The sequence below is a fragment of the Bradyrhizobium oropedii genome (genome assembly GCF_020889685.1).
Taxonomy (GTDB): Bacteria; Pseudomonadota; Alphaproteobacteria; order Rhizobiales; family Xanthobacteraceae; genus Bradyrhizobium; species Bradyrhizobium oropedii.
On sequence record NZ_JACMYO010000099.1, the window covers coordinates 12,308 to 30,648 of the forward strand.

At 64.7% G+C, this 18,341-nt stretch carries 15 protein-coding genes, 1 other RNA gene and 1 pseudogene; 6 read left to right on the forward strand and 11 right to left on the reverse strand.

The window, feature by feature from the left end; genetic code table 11:
• Positions 1 to 46 precede the first annotated feature (46 nt).
• From H8A95_RS25380 to H8A95_RS25395, 4 genes are all read right to left on the reverse strand, one after another.
• Positions 47 to 625 (reverse strand): thioredoxin family protein, encoded by a 579-nt coding sequence (locus H8A95_RS25380; RefSeq protein WP_229185593.1) that lies wholly within the window; start codon positions 623 to 625, stop codon positions 47 to 49.
• A gap of 18 nt (positions 626 to 643) precedes the next feature.
• Positions 644 to 1,351 (reverse strand): cytochrome c biogenesis CcdA family protein, encoded by a 708-nt coding sequence (locus H8A95_RS25385; protein ID WP_229185595.1) that lies wholly within the window; start codon positions 1,349 to 1,351, stop codon positions 644 to 646.
• A gap of 413 nt (positions 1,352 to 1,764) precedes the next feature.
• Positions 1,765 to 2,376 (reverse strand): sigma-70 family RNA polymerase sigma factor, encoded by a 612-nt coding sequence (locus H8A95_RS25390; protein ID WP_163158372.1) that lies wholly within the window; start codon positions 2,374 to 2,376, stop codon positions 1,765 to 1,767.
• Positions 2,377 to 2,620: 244 nt separating this feature from the next.
• A complete protein-coding gene (locus H8A95_RS25395) occupies positions 2,621 to 3,712 on the reverse strand; it encodes an acyltransferase family protein (RefSeq protein WP_229185597.1) in 1,092 nt (363 codons plus the stop codon).
• 217 nt (positions 3,713 to 3,929) lie between these two features.
• Here H8A95_RS25395 and hrpB point away from each other — a divergent pair, with 217 nt between their 5' ends.
• From hrpB to H8A95_RS25410, 3 genes and pseudogenes are all read left to right on the forward strand, one after another.
• Complete coding sequence (gene hrpB / locus H8A95_RS25400) at positions 3,930 to 6,398, forward strand: ATP-dependent helicase HrpB (protein WP_229185599.1); 2,469 nt, start codon at positions 3,930 to 3,932, stop codon at positions 6,396 to 6,398.
• 221 nt (positions 6,399 to 6,619) lie between these two features.
• Positions 6,620 to 8,085 (forward strand): annotated as a pseudogene (locus H8A95_RS25405) (NCS1 family nucleobase:cation symporter-1).
• Positions 8,086 to 8,274: 189 nt separating this feature from the next.
• Entirely contained in the window at positions 8,275 to 8,787 is a 513-nt protein-coding gene (locus H8A95_RS25410; RefSeq protein WP_229185601.1) for a TIGR02281 family clan AA aspartic protease, read from the forward strand.
• A 293-nt stretch (positions 8,788 to 9,080) separates the two neighbouring features.
• Here the strand turns inward: H8A95_RS25410 and H8A95_RS25415 are convergent, their stop codons facing one another.
• On the reverse strand, positions 9,081 to 9,566 hold the full coding sequence (locus H8A95_RS25415; protein ID WP_229185602.1) for a hypothetical protein: 486 nt from the start codon (positions 9,564 to 9,566) through the stop codon (positions 9,081 to 9,083).
• A gap of 605 nt (positions 9,567 to 10,171) precedes the next feature.
• Between H8A95_RS25415 and H8A95_RS25420 the strand changes: the two genes are divergently transcribed.
• Positions 10,172 to 11,671, forward strand: coding sequence for a phosphomannomutase/phosphoglucomutase (locus tag H8A95_RS25420; protein ID WP_229185604.1), 1,500 nt, complete (start codon positions 10,172 to 10,174; stop codon positions 11,669 to 11,671).
• A gap of 166 nt (positions 11,672 to 11,837) precedes the next feature.
• Here the strand turns inward: H8A95_RS25420 and H8A95_RS25425 are convergent, their stop codons facing one another.
• The 6 genes from H8A95_RS25425 to H8A95_RS25450 form a co-directional block, all read right to left on the reverse strand.
• The gene (locus tag H8A95_RS25425) at positions 11,838 to 13,304 is read right to left on the reverse strand and encodes a methyl-accepting chemotaxis protein (protein WP_229185606.1); all 1,467 of its coding nucleotides are present in this window, start codon (positions 13,302 to 13,304) and stop codon (positions 11,838 to 11,840) included.
• A complete protein-coding gene (locus H8A95_RS25430) occupies positions 13,285 to 13,596 on the reverse strand; it encodes a hypothetical protein (protein ID WP_229185608.1) in 312 nt (103 codons plus the stop codon). Before H8A95_RS25430 ends, H8A95_RS25425 begins: the two co-directional genes overlap by 20 nt.
• A 134-nt stretch (positions 13,597 to 13,730) precedes the next feature.
• Positions 13,731 to 14,231 carry an Lrp/AsnC family transcriptional regulator gene (locus tag H8A95_RS25435; protein ID WP_024578797.1) on the reverse strand — a complete coding sequence of 167 codons (501 nt, stop codon included), beginning with the start codon at positions 14,229 to 14,231 and terminating at the stop codon, positions 13,731 to 13,733.
• Positions 14,232 to 14,307: 76 nt separating this feature from the next.
• Positions 14,308 to 15,255: a sugar kinase gene (locus H8A95_RS25440; RefSeq protein WP_229185610.1), complete on the reverse strand. Its 948-nt coding sequence runs from the start codon at positions 15,253 to 15,255 to the stop codon at positions 14,308 to 14,310.
• A 79-nt stretch (positions 15,256 to 15,334) separates the two neighbouring features.
• Positions 15,335 to 16,285, reverse strand: coding sequence for an NAD(+) diphosphatase (gene nudC, locus H8A95_RS25445; RefSeq protein WP_229185612.1), 951 nt, complete (start codon positions 16,283 to 16,285; stop codon positions 15,335 to 15,337).
• Between the two features lie 7 nt (positions 16,286 to 16,292).
• The gene (locus tag H8A95_RS25450; RefSeq protein WP_229185613.1) at positions 16,293 to 16,712 is read right to left on the reverse strand and encodes an HIT domain-containing protein; all 420 of its coding nucleotides are present in this window, start codon (positions 16,710 to 16,712) and stop codon (positions 16,293 to 16,295) included.
• Positions 16,713 to 16,823: 111 nt separating this feature from the next.
• Between H8A95_RS25450 and ffs the strand changes: the two genes are divergently transcribed.
• Together ffs and H8A95_RS25460 are read left to right on the forward strand one after the other, a co-directional pair.
• Positions 16,824 to 16,920: signal recognition particle sRNA small type (gene ffs, locus H8A95_RS25455), an RNA gene on the forward strand.
• A 109-nt stretch (positions 16,921 to 17,029) separates the two neighbouring features.
• The coding region (locus H8A95_RS25460; protein WP_229185615.1) for a DNA polymerase III subunit gamma/tau at positions 17,030 to 18,341 on the forward strand (1,312 nt) is incomplete at its 3' end.

An 18,341-nucleotide genomic window follows, 5' to 3' on the forward strand; every position in this document is an offset into this window, starting at 1 on the left:
AACCTTAGCATGCCAGGTGTGACGGCAAACAGGGCGGATTGTCCAATCAGCTGTTGGCGTTGAGCAGCCGGGCGACGGTGCGGTCGATCTCGTCGTACTGTCCCTCACCGGCGTGCTGGAAGACGATCTTGCCGTTCTGGTCGATGAGGTATTGCGCCGGCCAATACTGGTTGCCGTAGGCGTTCCAGGTCTGCGAGTTGTTGTCCTGCGCCACCGGATAGAGGATGCCGTGCCGCTTCAGCGCCGCCTGCACGTTGGTGGCTGAATGCTCGAACGGAAATTCCGGCGTGTGGACGCCGATCACGACCAGGCCGCGATCCCGGTACTTTGAATAAAGTTGGGTGACGTGCGGCAGCGTGTTGACGCAGTTGACGCAGCCATAGGTCCAGAAATCCACCAGCACGACCTTGCCGCGCAGATCCGCAAGCTTGAGCGGCTGCGAATTGAACCAGTTGCTGATCCCAGCGAATTCGGGCGCGGTCTGGCTCTGTCCGGTCGTCATGGCGATCGCCCGCGGTACCGGAACGGCCGGCGCGTCGGACTCGGAGCAGAGGCCGGGGATGACGGCGCCACCGAGGCCAAGACCCGCAACCAGAGCGGAAACAGCAATCAAGCGCAGGGACATCGAACTCTCCTTATAAGCTCACAGGCCGATCTGGCCGTTGGGATAGAACTGGGTCAGCCACGCCACGATCAGCGTGTCGTATTGCAGGTAGGACAGCGCGGCGAAGCCGATGATCACGACGCCGAAGCCTTGCTGCAGGCGCGGTGCGATCCGCGCCATGCTGCGCACGCGGGTGGTGACGGCCTGCCCGCCATAGGCAATCGCAAGCATCGGGATCGCGGCGCCGATCGCGTAGGTGACGAGCTGGAGGCTCGCCCACGCGGTATCCTTCGAGGTCGCGACGATGGTCAGGATCGAGCCGAGCACGGGTCCGGCGCACGGCGTCCACACCAGGCCGAGCGTAGAGCCGAGCACGAAGCCGCCGAACAGGCTTTGCGACGGCGCAGCCTGACCGAGGCTGCTGGTGGCGCCCGTGAGCCGGACCGACAGCCATTCGAACGGCGCCGGCCAGATCATCAGGAGGCCGAAGCCCGCGAGCAGGACGGCCGCGCCGGTCCGCAGCAGGTTGGGATCGAAATCGAATGCGCGCGTGATCGCGCTCAGCAGCAATGCCACCGCAGAGAATGACATCACGAAGCCGAGCGCGATCATCGCAGGCCGCGCCTTGCCGGTCTGGCCTATCGATACCCCAAGCAGGATCGGCAGCATCGGCAGGGTGCAGGGCGCGGCGACGGTGGCGACACCGGCAAGCAGGGCCAAGGTAAGGGCAGGGGCAAGGCTGAGCATCGTCGTCCGTCCATCAGAAGTCCCCGCGCGCCAGAGGGCCATGCGGGTACGCCAGATGTTCTTCGCGAGGACGGTGTGGCCGTTACTTCGGGGCAATCGCGGGCGCCGTCACGTCTGTGTGAGACGAGGCGTGCTCGGCCTCACGACGTCGCGCCAAAAACAGAGCGACCCGGCTGGGGGGCATCCCGGCCGGGTCGTTGGAGGTTACTTGGGAGGTTAGGACGAAGGGAAGTATCGAAACTGGGTCAGTGAATTGGGGTTGGGGTTGCGTCGTTCGATATGGGTATAGAGATCGGGTTTTTCCGGGTGATGTCGTCGATTGTTTCAATTGTTTCGTCGCCTGACTTTTTTGGCTTCGTCGACAATTGCCCGAATCGCTCGATCTCCCGTCAAGTTACTGAATTTACGATATTTTATGCCGCGACGCTGTCCACGCCGGCACCCCGGAGGAGGTCGGCGAGCTGCTTGCGGGCATAGAACATGCGGGTCTTCACCGTGCTCTGCGGGATCCCGATGATCTGCCCGGCCTCTTCGACCGACTTCTCATGGTAGTAGACCAGATTGATGATCTCGCGGTGCGCCGGCGACAGCTTGGCCACGCAGGCACGCAGGATCTCGCTGGTGGTGGCGCGATCGAGCGAGGTTTCCGGCGTGTCGGCGCCGTCAGCGATCTCCAGCACGTCGTCCTGGTCGATGTCCTCATGCTTGCGCTGGCGCAGCGCGGTCAGCGCCTTGAAGCGGGCGATCGACAGCAGCCAGGTCGAGACCTGCGAGCGGCCCTCGAACTGGGCCGCCGTGCGCCAGACGTCCAGGAACACCTGGCTCACCAGATCCTCGGCCATTGTGGTGTCGCGCACCATGCGGAGCACGAAGCGGTAAACCCGGACGTTGTGACGGGCATAGAGCGTGTGCATCGAGGTGCGGTTATTCTTGGCGATACGCGCGAGCAGCATTTCATCCGAGGTCGCGCGAGCAGCATCGATATGCTTCGTGGCTGCAGAGTTGATGGCGATGACGTTCGGCATGACAGGCTCCCAGTTCGCCGTTGGGCGGCGGTTCGTTGGGAGAAAGCTAGTTACCGCCCGTTTCCGGATGTCTGCGCGAAAAGCGGAAAATGGTTTCGTGACCGGGAGAATTGTTTCGTCGCCGGCCGGACGACGAAACATTCGGGGCCGAAAATCCAATAATTTCAACGTGTGGAAAATTAGAGCGGCCGGTTTAGCCCCGCCGGGAACGATTCCGGCCCGTGACTTTCGGCACTGTTGGGGCCTATTCGGCCGCCTGCAAAGCGGGCGCTGCCTTTTTCGGGGCAATCCAGAACGCATCGGGCCGCTCGAACAGGAAATTGGCCCGAACCGCCAGTGCCAGCCGCCAGATCAGGAGCGAGCCGGCGACGCCGGCCGCGGTCACGATCAGCGAGATCAGGCCGATGTCGGGGATAATGTCGAACCGCAGCAGAAGGGTGCGTGTCGCGGCCATCGGCAGGAAGAAGGCGAGGTAGATCACGATCGAGTGCTCGCCGCAAAAGCGCAGGAAGCCGAGCCAGTGCGCACGTGCCAGCAGCGTGCCGGACACGACGATGGCGCAGGCGCCGGCAAAGCCGAGTGCCAGCGAGACGATCGGCCATTCACTGATATCGAGCGCGACCAGGCCGCCATTGATCAGCGCCCAGAACCCAAGCCCGAGCAGGGCAAGCGCCGGCCGCGACCGTGCACGGTCCGACAGCGCGAACACGTAATCGGCCAGGACATAGCCGGTGTAGAAATAGACGAAGCGGGCGCTGAACTCGTCGATCACGTACCAGCCGGTCGCGACGTGCGCCGACTCCAATGCTGCTGCGATCAGCCAGATCACGAGCGGGTGGACGTTGCGGGTGAGCTTGGTGACGAGGAAGAAGATCGGCAGCAGATAGATGAACCACAGCGTGCCGAACGGCTGGACGAAGGAGGCGAGATATTCCAGCCCAGCCTCGGCCCAACCCGCCTCGGCGGCCAGCGACGGCGCCTTGAAACCGAACTGGATCGTCACCCACAGCACGTAGAAGTAGGCGAAGTGCATCACTTTGCGATCGAGATAGGTGCGCCAGTCGCGATCGATCACGACCGACAGGAACAGCCCGGAGATCAGGAAGAAGTCCGGCATCCGGAACGGCTTTGCGAACATCACGACATAATGCATGAAGCCGGTCTGCTCGGCGGCCTTCTCGACCCCCAGCACCGAGTGCATCATCACCACCATGATGATGCAGATGCCCTTGGCATAGTCGACCCAATCGACACGCGCGCCCGCGTTCCCAAGTGATCGATCAGGTGATCGATCAAGGGAACGATCTGTCGCAGCTGTTGTGCCGTTTGTGGTCATCCTTGTCCTGTTTCGGTGTGGTCGGGCCCCATCATCGGCCCGATCGGTTGCTTTCTCCTTTATCAGTACAAGGGATGTGCCACCTTAACCCGGCCCTTTCCCCGGTTCCCTCGACCAGACGAATGGTCTAAGAGCCCCGGAAATCCTAAGAGAATCCGACGCTCGTTAACCACAGGACGCAAGGCTGGCCGAGGGCCGTGGCCTGCGATGAGACTGCTTGCCGCACCATTTCGATAGCCCGCTGCCGATCGACGCCGTGCTCGATGAGCTCGACCGCACGCTCGATCGCCACAACGCCGCCGTGCTGGTCGCGCCGCCCGGCGCCGGCAAGACCACGCGCGTGCCGCTGGCGTTGCTCGATGCGCCCTGGGCCAGGGACAAGAAGATCATCGTGCTGGAGCCGCGCCGCATCGCCGCGCGCGCCAGCGCCGAGCGGATGGCGAAGACGCTCGGCGAGCGTCCCGGCGAGACCGTCGGCTATCGCGTGCGCTTCGGCTCGAAGGTGTCGCGCGCGACGCGGATCGAGGTCGTTACCGAGGGCATTTTCTCACGCCAGATCCTCGACGATCCCGAGCTCAACGGCGTCGCCGCGGTGTTGTTCGACGAATTCCACGAGCGCTCGCTCGATGCCGATCTTGGCCTGGCGCTGGCGCGCGACGCGCAAACCGGCCTGCGCGAGGATTTGCGCATCCTGGTGATGTCGGCCACCCTCGACGGCGCGCGCGTCGCCAAACTGCTCGGCGATGCGCCTGTCGTCGAGAGCGAGGGCCGCGCCTTTCCGGTCGAGACCCGTTACGTCGGCCGCAAGGTCGATGCGCCGGTGGAGCGGCAGATGGCCGAGACGATCGCGACCGCGCTGCGCGCCGATGCCGGCTCGGTGCTGGCCTTCCTGCCGGGCGCGGCCGAGATCCGGCGCACGCAAACGTTCCTCGCCGAGCGTGTGCACGACGCCTCGGTCGAGATCGTGCCGCTGTTCGGCGCGCTCGATGCAGCCGTACAGGACCGCGCCATCGCACCGGCGCCCAAGGGCATCCGCAAGGTGGTGCTGGCGACTTCGATTGCCGAGACCTCGCTGACCATCGAGGGCGTGCGCATCGTGGTCGATTCCGGCCTGGCGCGGGTGCCGCGCTACGAGCCGGACATGGCGCTGACGCGACTGGAGACCGTGCGGGCCTCGCGCGCCGCGGTCGATCAGCGCCGGGGCCGCGCCGGCCGTATCGAACCCGGTGTCTGCTACCGTCTCTGGGACGAGCCGCAGACCGCGTCGCTGCCGGCCTATACTGCGCCCGAAATCCTCTCCGCCGATCTGTCCTCGCTGGTGCTCGACCTCGCGCAATGGGGCGTCAGCGATCCCGCGAGCCTTGCCTTCCTCGATCCGCTGCCGGGGCCGGCGCTGAAGGAAGCGAGATCGTTACTGTTAGAGCTCGGTGCGCTCGACGGCGATGGCCGCATCACCGAGGAGGGCAAGAGCCTGCGCGCGCTGGCGCTGCCGCCGCGGCTGGCGCGCATGATCGTGGATTCCGCCCGTTTCGGCATGGGCGAGGAGGCGGCCGAGATCGCCGCTGTGCTGACCGAGCGGGGGCTCGGCGGCGACAGCGTCGATCTCGACGTCAGGCTCGACCAGTTCCGCCGCGACCGCTCGCAGCGGGCTTCGAGCGCGCGCAGCATGGCCGCGCGCTGGGCTTCGCAGGTGAAGGTGGCGGTGAGCGAGCAGAAGGATCTTTCCACCGGCGTCATGCTGGCCTTCGCGTTTCCGGATCGGGTCGCGAAGAACCGCGGCAATGGCAGCTTCGTGCTGGCCAATGGCCGGGGCGCTGCGGTGGAGCAGACCGCGGCGCTGGCGCGGTTGCCCTTCATCGCGGTCGCCGAATTGACCGGCACGGCCGCGAACGGCCGCATCCTGCTGGCGGCGCCGATCACCCAGGAGGAGATCGAGCAGCGCTTCGCCGACCAGATCGAGAATGTGGAAGAGGTGACGTTCGATCGCGGTGCGATGGCGCTGCGCGCGCGGCGCCGCCGTTCGCTGCATGCGATCACGTTCGCGGAGGCGCCGATGCCGCTCAAGCCGTCGGCCGAGACCGCGCGCATCTTCGCCGACGGCCTGATCGCGGCCGGGCTCGACCGGCTGCCCTGGTCGAAGCAAGCGAAACAATGGCGCGACCGCGTCATGTTCCTGCGCAAGGCCGAGGACGACAGCTGGCCCGATTTGTCCGACGCGGCGCTTGCCGCGCGGGCCGACGACTGGCTGGTGGGAGCGCTCTACGACAAGACTGCGCTGAAGGATCTGTCGGCCGGTGATCTCTCGGAGGCGTTGCTGGCGCTGTTGCCGTGGGAATTGCGCGCGCGGCTCGATCGCGAGGCGCCGACGCATTTCGAGGCGCCGACCGGAACGCAGCTTGCGATCGACTACGAGGCCGAGCAGGGGCCGACCATCGCGGTGCGGTTGCAGGAGCTGTTCGGGCTCAACACCCATCCGTCGATCGCCAAGGGCGCGGTGCCGCTGGTGCTGGAACTACTGTCGCCGGCGCAGCGCCCGGTGCAGGTGACGCGCGATCTGCCGGGTTTCTGGCGCGGCAGTTACGCCGCGGTGCGCTCCGACCTGCGCGGCCGCTATCCGCGTCATCCCTGGCCGGAAGATCCCGCCAGCGCGATGCCGACCAGGCGCGTGAAGCCGCGCGGCACCTGACGGGTCGCGAATTTCATACATCGCCGTCATTGCGAGGAGCGATAGCGACGAAGCAATCCATCGTTCCGCGCATGCCGCACGATGGATTGCTTCGCTTCGCTCGCAATGACGGGCATAGATCCGCACCATCCGGGGGACGTAACGCTGGCGAGTGCCGGCAAACGGTGATTAGATTTGCATGCTGGGATGGGATCACGGGCTCGCACTTTGGGGAGGTCGCCATGAGCTTCAAGAACCTGGAGATCAAGAACGCATCGCCGTCGCTGTACAATGAAGACCTGGCACCGGCCAGGGAGCGCAATTGGGGCGCCTTCAGCATCTTCAACGTCTGGACCTCGGACGTGCACAGCCTCTGGGGCTATTATCTCGCCGCCAGCCTGTTCCTGCTCTGCGGCAGCTTCGTCAACTTCATCCTCGCGATCGGCGTCGGCTCGCTGGTGATCTTCGTGCTGATGAGCCTGATCGGCAATGCCGGCGTCAGGACCGGCGTGCCCTATCCGGTGCTGGCGCGCGCCTCGTTCGGGGTGTGGGGCGCCAACATTCCGGCGCTGGTGCGCGCCATCGTCGCCTGCTTCTGGTACGGCGCGCAGACCGCGGCGGCCTCGGGCGCGATCGTCGCGTTGCTGACGCGCATCGACGGCTTCAAGGAGTTCCACCAGTCGAGCCACATGCTCGGCCATTCCACGCTCGAGGTGATCTGCTTCGTCGTGATCTGGGCTTTGCAACTCCTGATCATCCAGCGCGGCATGGAAACGGTGCGCCGCTTCCAGGACTGGGCGGGGCCGGCGGTGTGGCTGATGATGCTGGTCCTCGCGATCTATCTCTGCATCGCGGCCGGCGGCATCTCGCTCACCGCGCCGATCCCGCAGGATGTGCTGCTGGAGAAGACCAAGGATGCCGGCGTGCCCGGCGAGCCCGGCACGTTCCCCGCGCTCTGTGCCGTCGCCGCGACCTGGATCACTTATTTCGCCGCGCTCTATCTCAACTTCTGCGACTTCTCGCGCTACGCGCCCGACGTCAAGGCCTGCGCAAGGGCAACATCTGGGGCCTGCCGGTCAATCTGATCCTGTTCTCGCTGGTCGCCGGCGTCACCACGATCGCAGCATTCAACGTCTATCACGAGGTGCTGCTGCACCCCGACCAGATCTCGGCGAAGTTCGACAGCTGGTTCCTGGCGCTGCTCGCGGCGGTCACCTTCGCGGTGGCGACGCTCGGCATCAACGTCGTCGCCAATTTCGTCTCGCCGGCGTTCGATTTCTCCAACGTGTTTCCGCGCCAGATCGACTTCAAGAAGGGCGGCTACATCGCGGCGCTGATCGCGCTGGCGCTGTATCCGTTCGCGCCCTGGGAGGGCAGCGCCGCCTCGTTCGTCGGATTGATCGGCGCGACCATGGGGCCGATCTACGGGATCATGATGGTCGATTACTATCCGATCGCCAAAGGTCGCGTGAACGTGCCGGCGCTGTACCAGGAGCACGGCGAATATCGCTTCCAGAACGGCTGGAACGCCAGCGCCCTGATCGCAGCCGCCGTCGGCGCCCTGTTCTCGTCGGTGCTGCCGAACTTCACCTCGATCCTGCCGGCGTGGTGGGCGGTCTATGGCTGGTTCTTCGGTGTCGGCATCGCAGGCGCGGTCTATTACGCGCTGCGCGTGGCGATGCCGAGCCCGGTCGCCAGGACGGCCTGAAAGGCCGCCTGAGGGCCGGCAATTGCTCGCTTGGACAGGTGGCCGATTGCATTCGGCCGCCTCTCCGGGCTCGCATTAACTCTTCGCTCATCCTTTTCGCCAAAATGGCAGGCTCACGCTGCCGCGCTTGCTCGCGGCTGGGCGTGCGGCGTGGTGAAATTGTGTGGTCGGTTTTCCGAGTATGGTGTCATGCGTAACCTGATGATTTTCGCGGCCATCCTGATCGGGCTGGGCACCTTCATGGCCCAGATGGCCAGCAAGATGGCGCCCGCCGCCGCGACCACCGCAAGGCAGACCACCGCCCCCGCCGTCACGGTGGCGCAGGCCAGCGCCCGTACGCTGAGCATCGCGCCCGATCCGCGCGGTCATTTCGAGACCGATGGCCGGATCGACGGCCAGCACATCAACTTCATGGTCGACACCGGCGCCTCGGTGGTCGCCCTGAACGAGACCTCGGCCGCACGCTTCGGCCTGCGTCCGGTGCCGGGCGATTACACCTCGCGTGTCACCACTGCGAACGGCACTATCAAGGCGGCGCGTGCCCGCATCGCCATGATCGAGATCGGTGGCCTCACCGTGCGCGACGTCGACGCGATGGTGCTGCCGGACGAGGCGCTGTCGGAAAACCTGCTCGGCCTGTCCTTCCTGTCGAAGCTGAAGCGCTTCGAATACGCCAGCGGCAAATTGTTGCTGGAGCAGTAACGCCGATTGGCATCAAAGCCCTGTCCAAGTCGTCCGCTATCAAGTCTTCCGCTGGATGTCTTCCTTCGTGATGCGGATCGTCTCCTCGAACGGCGGAAAATTCCGGCGAAACTTGAGGAGGGCGGACATACAAGTAGCCTCGAGGGAGTTCAGGGCGCTGCTTGTTCACATTTTGGGAATGAGAAGGTAATCGAGTCGATCTTCGCGACGGCGCGCCATTTGCGCCAGACGTTCGCGGGCAACATCAGGCCTGAAGCGCTTGCGCAGAGTGTTGAGCCGGTCTCCCGGCGTACTCACTGCAAGTCCCTATCGTACTCCCTAATTTCGTGATCCTGATCGTCGACATTCGGATAGCGCTCTATCTGATAGCAGAGAACCCCATCACGCAATTTGAATATCGTGCGTTTTATACGCTCGTCGTTGTCCGTCGATTTTCCAATAAGAGATATGCCCAGACTGTCATCGCCGCCCGTTAGCGCCAGCCCCTCCACCGCAAAAGAAAAACCGGATAGACACGCTTTCGGCACGTCAGTCCATTGCCCATTGTGTTCAATGCGCATCGAGCGTTCCAAGTTTGCTCCAAACCCTTCCTTTTCCGGGTTGCGATCGCAAACCGCTTTGAGCGTGCGAAGCTCGATCCTTGCAAGATCTTGACCTTTGTAATTTTTGAAATTCAAAATCGCAACATCCGCCGCACACCAGGCGCTAGAGTTCGCCATACATAACGTTGAACTGGCAGATAGAAGCGATAAAGCTCCAGCGAGCGCGATCATTTTCATCGACATGCCTCAGTATTTGTATCGATTCCAATCAGGCATCCCCGCGCCCATTGGCAAGCCTTCGCATTTTCTTTATCTCCATCACTTTCACGCTGATTATCCCAGTGCATATGCCCACGTGGGACGCACCGTTATCGCCAAGCCCCACACCGTCGCCTAGCGCTCCGTCTTGGAACCCGCGCACTATTTGATCGTAGTAATATAGTCCGCCGCGCTTATGAATTTCCACGCCCTACTCCGGGATAAAGCCCCTCCTGCTCTTGGCCTCTTCCGGGTAATATTGAGTGCCAAGGTCTTTCATTTCCTTGAGAGCAGCATCCCATGCGCGCTCCGCGCTCTCGAAACCGATCCCCGCATTGCGACTCGGAAAGTCGCCACCTTCGGCGCCGCCAAAGCGCTTGATGCCGGCGATGCCACCGATCCGCTGGGCTGTCGCCAGTCGCCGGCGGCGCCGTGCAAGGATGGGTGGATGACGTCAGTATTTCGCCGACGCCAGATCTGCCGTAATTATCAGCCACAAGCCGTCAATCATGCCTTCCGCTTTGGCGATGCATTCGCTAAAGCCAGCGGCATTGTTCCTCCGGATTCCCACGAGGTCATTCCTGATGTTTCCGAAGCCGAAATCCGCGCTGGTCCCGAACACCTATGCGTTCGAATCCGAGCCGATGGTGAAGCCGACCGGGTTTCGCGAATACGACGCGCGCTGGCTGTTCAACAAGGAGATCAACCTGATGGGCGTGCAGGCGCTGGGCATGGGGCTCGGCGCGCTGATCGCAGAACTCGGCGTCAAGCAGGAGATCGTCACCGGCCACGATTTCCGCGGCTATTCCGCCTCGATCAAATACGCGCTGATCTCCGGCCTGATGGCGGCGGGCTGCAAGGTGCACGACATCGGCCTCGCGGTGACGCCGATGGCCTATTTCGCGCAGTTCGACCTCGACGTGCCCTGCGTCGCGATGGTCACCGCCTCGCACAACGACAATGGCTGGACCGGCGTGAAGATGGGCGCCAACCGTCCGCTGACTTTCGGCCCCGACGAGATGACGCGGCTGAAGCAGATCGTGCTCGACGCCGCGTTCAACAACAAGGCCGGCGGCTCCTACCAGTTCCACGAGAACTATCCGGCGCGTTACATCGCCGACCTCACCAGCCGGCCGAAGCTGAAGCGCAAGCTGAAAGTGGTGGCGGCCTGCGGCAACGGCACCGCGGGCGCGTTCGCGCCGCAGGTGCTGGAGGCGATCGGCTGCGAGGTGATTCCGCTCGATACCGAGCTCGATCACACCTTCCCGAAATACAATCCGAATCCGGAAGACATGGAGATGCTGCACGCGATCCGCGATGCGGTGCTGGCGCACAAGGCCGATATCGGCCTCGGCTTCGACGGCGACGGCGACCGCTGCGGCGTGGTCGACAACACCGGCGAGGAGATCTTTGCCGACAAGGTCGGCGTCATGCTGGCGCGCGACATGTCGGCGATCAACGCCAATGCCCAGTTCGTCGTCGACGTGAAGTCGACAGGGCTGTTCGTGACCGATCCGATTCTGCAGAAGCAGGGCGCGAAGACGGTCTACTGGAAGACCGGGCATTCCTACATGAAGCGCCGCACCAACGAGCTCGGCGCGCTCGCCGGCTTCGAGAAGTCGGGCCACTTCTTCTTCAACAAGCCGTTCGGCCGCGGCTATGACGACGGCCTGGTGTCGGCGATCGCGATCTGCGAGATGCTCGACCGCGCGCCCGGCAAGTCGATGGCCGACCTCAAGGACGCGCTGCCGAAGACCTGGTCGTCGCCGACCATGTCGCCGCATTGCGCCGACGAGGCGAAGTATGGCGTGGTCGACGCCGTGGTGAAGCACTTCCAGACGCTGCAGCAGAACGGCGCGCAGGTCGCGGGCCAGAACATCCGCGATCTCGTCACCGTCAACGGCGTGCGCGTCACCGTCGAGGACGGCAGTTGGGGCCTGGTGCGCGCCTCCTCGAACAAGCCGGAGCTCGTGGTCGTGGTGGAAAGCCCGGTCAGCGAGCAGCGCATGCGCGACATGTTCGAAGCGATGGATTCCGTGCTGCGCACGCACCCCGAGGTCGGCGAGTACAATCAGAAGATCTGAAGCAGGGCTCTCACCGAACGGGATTGTCATCACCCGCTTGCGGCGAAGGCGGGTGATCCAGTATTCCAGAGATGGTCGTGATTGAGCCGAGGGGCCGCGGCGTACTGGATCGCCCGGTCATCGAGCCGGGCGATGACAGCGGGGTAGGCCGCCGATCTTGCCTTGCTCACGCCGCCCGCAGCGAGGCCAGGAAGCGGTCCAGCTCGGTCTTCAGCCATTCCGATTGCGACGACAGGCCGTTGGCTGCATCGAGCAATTGTGCGGTCGCGCCGCCTGCCTGTTCGGAGGCGCGGTTGACGTTGAGGATACCCTTGTTGACGTCCCGCGTGCGGTCGGCCACCTGCTGCAGATTGCTGGAGATCTCGCGGGTCGCTGCGCCCTGCTGATCGACGGCTGCCGCGATCTCGCCCGAGACCTGGTCGATCTCCGCGATGGTGGTTCCGATGGTCCCGATCGCGCTGACGGCGGCGCCGGTCGCGCTCTGGATATCCTGGATCTGAATCGAAATCTCCTCGGTCGCCTTGGCGGTCTGGTTGGCCAGCGCCTTGACCTCGCTCGCGACGACAGCAAATCCGCGGCCATGCTCGCCGGCCCGCGCCGCTTCGATGGTTGCGTTCAAGGCGAGCAGATTGGTCTGGCTGGCGATGTTCTGGATCAACGTCACCACCTCGCCGATCTTCTGCGTGCCGGCGGCAAGACCTTGCACGACGGTGTTGGTGCGGCGTGCGTCCTCGGCGGCCTTGGCCGCGATCCGCGCCGAGCGCGTCACCTGCTCGGTGATGTTGTTGATCGAAGCCGTCAGCTCCTCGGTCGCCGACGCGACGGTTTCTACGTTGCTCGAGGCCAGCGACGATGCGGAGGCCGCCGCCGTGGCCTGACGAATGGTTTCCGCGTTGCTGCCGTTCATCGTTGCCGACAGGCCCTGCATCGCGCTCGCGGCCACCGCGACGGCTTCGACGACCTCGCCGATCTTGCGCTCGAAGCCTAAGGCCAGCTCGCGCCGCGCGGCATCGCGGTCGTGTTTGGCCTTTTCGCCCTCGATGCGCTCGGCATTGGCGCGCGCTGCGGCGGCGCTGGCGGCCTCGGCCTCCGCCGCCTTCTGCGCGGCCCTCTCGAACAGATCGGCGAGCGTGTGCGCGAGCCAGATCAACACCCCGGCTTCGATCAGGAGGATCACGGCGTGCAGCACGACGCGGCCGAGATCGGCGCCGCCGGGATAGATCGCGGCCGGGAGGATGAAGTTCAGCGTCAGGTGGTGCAGGGCAACGGCCACGGTGCCGGCGACGATCGGCCGATAGTCGCAATAGGCGACCAGGCACGCCAGCGCGGCGAAGAAGTACATGTGCATGTCGACCTGCCAGCGGTGGCCGGCGAATTGGTAGACCAGCATCGACACGCCGGCCATCAGGGCCACGGCGACGATCAGGCGCGTTGAAACACCGTTCCCCGACATGCGCCACGACAGTGTCGCCGCCAGCGCCATCGCGACCATGAAGCCGGCCGGCATCAGCCATTCGGTGTGGAGCGTCATGCCGATGATGACCGCGATCGGAACGTGCAGCCAGAGCACCACGAGCAGGATCTTGCTGGCCGTCTCGCGCAGCGCGGCCATCTCATCGCCTTCGAAGGTCATTCCCAACCCCCAGATCGTCGTCCGCGTTGAAGCAGCCGGCGATCGCCTGCGGATCCATGGTCAGCAAGGCGCCCGCCTCGTACAGCCGGCGCAGCCCGCCATTGCGGTCGGGCCGTACCACCAGCAGGGCCGGTATAGCGGTCATCCGAACGATCGACGCATTGGCGGATGCGGCAGCCGTCAGCGCGCGCTCGGCGCGCCACCACGGCGGAAAAGCCACGGCCACCACTTCGGTGCCCGCGCGGACCTGCAACGACAGCATTGCGACCGCGATCCAGCTCGCGATCAGCAATGCAGCCGCGCCTAGCCATGCGGGCCGTCGCCTCGCTGGGATGATCTCCCCCGGCTCCATCGCAGCATAATACCGCGACGGGGCCGACTACCTGGGGGCGTATCGACGTGTCGTGTGGGGTTGTGCGGCGGCGCTTACGCCGCGGGCACCGGCAGCGCCGTCACCGACTTGATCTTCTCCATCGCGAAGCGCGAGGTGACGTTCTTCAGCGGCACGGCCGAGATCAGCTTCTTGTAGAAGACGTCGTAGGCCTGCATGTCGGCGACCACGACGCGCAGCATGTAGTCGACGTCGCCGGCCATCCGGTAGAATTCCATCACTTCGGGCATGGCGCTGACGGCGTCGGCGAATTTGCGCAGCCAGGCTTCCGAATGGTCGGCGCTCTCGACCGAGACGAACACGGAGATCCCGAGCCCGATCTTGTTCTGATCGACCAGCGCCACGCGGCGCAGGATCACGCCGTCGGCCTCGAGCCGCTGGATGCGCTTCCAGCACGGCGTCGATGACAGCCCGACCCGGTCGCCGATCTCGGCGACGGAGAGCGAGGCATCCTCCTGCAAAACGGTCAGGATCTTGCGATCGATCGCGTCGAGGCGGCGGTTGTTGTCATGAAGCTGAATGGCGACATCGGTCATAGAAGAAAGTTCCACATGAAGGTTCAATATCCCTCATATAGAGAAGAATCTTCCAAAGCAAGCGATTCGTGGCCGGTCAGGCCGGCCGGGCCTCGGCGTGTTCGCCCAAAAACGCTTCAACTTCAGCACGTTGCGGTGCGGCATAAGCACCCCCGAAACGGGTGCATTTCAGCGCTGCGGCGGCCGAGGCGAAACGTAGGGCCTGCCGCAGCTCCTGCTTCTCGGTGATGGCCAGCGCAAACGCCCCGTGGAAGACGTCGCCGGCTCCGAGCGTATCGACAGTATGGACCGGGAAAGCTGGGGTCTCCTCAAGCTCGCCCTGCTCATTGAGCCAGATCGTGCCCTTCGGGCCACGGGTGCCGGCGAGGAAGGAGGGGGTGAGCTTGGCGAGTTTGTGCAGCGCCTGGCCGTCATCGGTGACGTCGGCGGTCTCCTGCAGCGGCTCGCTGGAAAACACCAGATGGGAGGAAGCGGTGAGCAGCCCCTCCCGCATCGACATCGCGCGGTCGACGTCGACCACCACGGGAATGCCGCGCCGGACGGCCTCGGCGCAAAGCTCGGTGCAGAACGGCGCGCAGCGGCTCTCGGTCAGGATCGCCGCGCAATCCTCCAGCAGCAGCTCGGTCGGCGGCAGCTTGACCTTCCAGAGCTCCGGGTCGCGGAAGGTGACGATGGTGCGCTCGCCGGTATCGTCGATCATGATCGCCGAGATCGGGGTCACCAGATCAGGCATGTGGATGAGATGGTTGGTCTCGATGCCTTCCTGGGCCAGCTTGTCGAAAATGTAGCGGCTCGAGGTCTCCCGCGAATCGCCCATCGGTCCGCAGATCGAGACGCGGCCGCCGAGCCGGACGATGCCGATCGCGGCATTCAGCGCGTTGCCGCCGCAGATCTCCTCGAAATGCGTCGCGTTCTCCTTGGAGCCGCGCGCCGGAACGCCGACGCGGAACGTCAGGTCGCGCACCGGCAGGCCGATGCAGAGGATGCGGGGCGGGACTTTCGGGGCGCCGTCTTGAAAATTCATGCAGGGATCCGTCGCAATGGTTCCGTCAACTGCCACAACCTGTGACCAGTCTAATCGGCAGAACGATGTCCGGTTCCCGCTATTGGTCGAGCGGGTTTCGGTGGTGCACCCAGCGGCCGAGCAAATGATGGGCAATCGCGAACGGATGTGGACCGGCGAGGCCGTCCGGGTGCTGGCGCTTGAGCATCAGCGTCGCCTCGGCATGGTCGAACCAGCGCGCGTCTTCCAATTCGGTGCGGTCGACCACGATATCCTCGCTGGTCGCACGCGCGGTGCAGCCGATCATCAGCGATGACGGGTAGGGCCAGGGCTGCGTCATGTAGTAATTGACGTCGGTGCAGCGGATGCCGGATTCCTCGAAAATCTCGCGCCGGACCGCATCCTCGATGGTCTCGGCGGCCTCGACGAAGCCTGCGAGGCAGGAATACATCCCGGGCATGAACTGCTTCTGCCGGCCGAGCAGCACCTTGTCGCCTGACGTGACCAGCATGATCACGACCGGATCGGTGCGCGGAAAGTGCTCGGCCTTGCAGCTCGGGCATTCACGCTTCCAGCCGCCCTCCCTCATCGCGGTGCGGGTGCCGCAATTGGCGCAGAAGCCGTGGCGCTGATGCCAGGTCACCATCGATTTCGCCATTGCGATCGCCGAGAGCTGTTCGGGCGGCACCACGCCCTGCATCGCCATGCCGCGCAATTCGGTGATCGCGACGTCGCCGCGGCCGACCAGCTTCTCCGCCGCCTGCGGCGCGATCCCCATGCCGAAGATCGGCGCGCTATCGCGTAAGCCGAGGAAGATCGTGCCGGGGTTGGCGCCGTAGCCGCGGGCCTCTTCCAGCGACAGCAGCGCGCGGGCGCCGCCATCCTCCTGCTTCACCACCAGCGAGTCGCGATAGATCACGTAGGCGCGAGCCTCGCGATGACCCTCCAGCGCGAACAGCTTCTCGTCATTGCCGCGCAAATGCGCGGCGCGGTCGAGCACATGGGTGACGAAGGCCGGCTGGCCGAGCGGAAATGAATCGGATGCGGACATTGAATTTTCAACCCAACCAGATCTTGCGGCGAAGCGCGCTGATGAAATTCTGCACTTCCTCGGCGTCATGTGCCAGCGGCGGCATCACGCCCCAAACGGGACGCGGCCATGCAGCGTCGCTGGTGCGGCGCGCGATGATATGGACGTGAAGCTGCGGGACCAGGTTGCCGAGGGCTGCGACATTCAGCTTGTCGCATTTGGTGACCTCTTTCAGGGCCCGCGAGACGCGGGTGATCTCCGTCATCAGCTGCGCCTGCTCGACCTCGTCGAGGTCGATGATCTCGACCGCGCCGTCGCGCCGCGGCACCAGCAGCAGCCAGGGATAATGCGCATCCTTGATGACGAGCACCTTGCACAGCGGCAGGTCGCCGATGTCGATGGTGTCTTTGTTGAGCTGCGAATGCAGCGACCAATTGGGGGCGGGCATGAGGGGCAAATAATGCCTTTCCGTGTTCCCAGACAAGCCCCACAAAGCCAGCCTTACAAAGCCGGGTCAGGCCGCTTGCTTTCCGGCGGTTTTGGCCCCAAATAGGGACCGGGAGATTGGCGGTGGACGAGCCACTCGCCAACCGGGTCAGGTCCGGAAGGAAGCAGCCCTAACGAGGTCCGGATCGGGTCGCTCGTCAGTCTCCTACCTGTTTTTCCGAGCGAATCGCGCTGGAATGGCGGTCTCCGCGCCCGGCGCTCGATTTTGGCTCCTATCCGCACGCCGGCTGAAGAGACACCCAAGTTGCGGATCGACGCATGAATGACGCTGGCGACCCCTCCAAACCGTCCGACGGCGCAGGCCAGAGCGGTTTCGATCTCGGCGCAGCGCCGGACGCCGCAAAGCCCTACCGCGTTCTCGCCCGCAAATACCGCCCGTCCAGCTTCGAGGACCTGATCGGCCAGGAGGCCATGGTCCGCACCGTCTCGAACGCGTTCGAGACCGGGCGGATTCCGCAGGCCTGGATCCTCACCGGCGTCCGCGGGGTCGGCAAGACCACGACCGCGCGCATCCTCGCCCGCGCCTTGAACTACGCCAAGCCCGACGGCTCGGTGAAGGGGCCGACCATCCACATGCCCGACCTCGGCGTGCACTGCCAGGCGATCATGGAAAGCCGGCACATGGACGTGCTGGAGATGGACGCCGCGTCCCACACCGGCGTCGACGATGTCCGCCAGATCAATGACAGCGTGCGCTACGCGCCGGCGAGCGCGCGCTACAAGGTCTACATCATCGACGAAGTCCACATGCTGTCGACGGCGGCGTTCAACGCCTTCCTGAAGACGCTGGAGGAGCCGCCGGAGCACGCCAAGTTCGTGTTCGCCACCACCGAAATCCGGAAAGTGCCGATCACGGTGCTGTCGCGCTGCCAGCGCTTCGACCTGCGCCGCGTCGAGGCCGACGTGCTGATGAAGCATCTCGGCAACATCGCGACCAAGGAAGGCGTCGAGGTCGAGCCCGAGGCGCTCGGCATCATCGCGCGCGCCGCTGAGGGCTCGGTGCGCGATTCGCTGTCGCTGTTCGACCAGGCGATCGCGCATGCCGCCGGTAATGTGAAGGCCGACGCGGTCCGGCAGATGCTCGGCCTCGCTGACCGCACCCGCGTCATCGACCTGTTCGATTCGCTGGCGCGCGGCGATCTCGCCGGCGCCTTCGCCGAGTTCCGCGCGCAATATGACGTCGGCGCCGATCCGGTGGTCGTGCTGTCCGACCTTGCTGAGTTCGTCAATTTCGTCACCCGTGTGAAGGCGGTCCCGACGGTCGCGGACAATGTCGCGTTCGGCGAGACCGAGCGGGTGCGGGCGCGCGAATTCGCGTCGAAGCTGTCGTTTCGCGTGCTGTCGCGGATGTGGCAGATGCTGCTCAAGGGCATCGCCGAGGTGCAGACCGCGACGCGCCCGGCCGCCGCCGCCGAGATGGTGCTGGTGCGGATCGCCTATGTCGCCGATCTGCCGACGCCGGATGAAGCGATCCGGATGATGATCGAACAGAATGGCGGTGGCGCCGCGCCGGCGACATCAAGCTCCGCCGCATCGTCACCCTCACGCGGCGCGTCTGCCTCGGCGATGT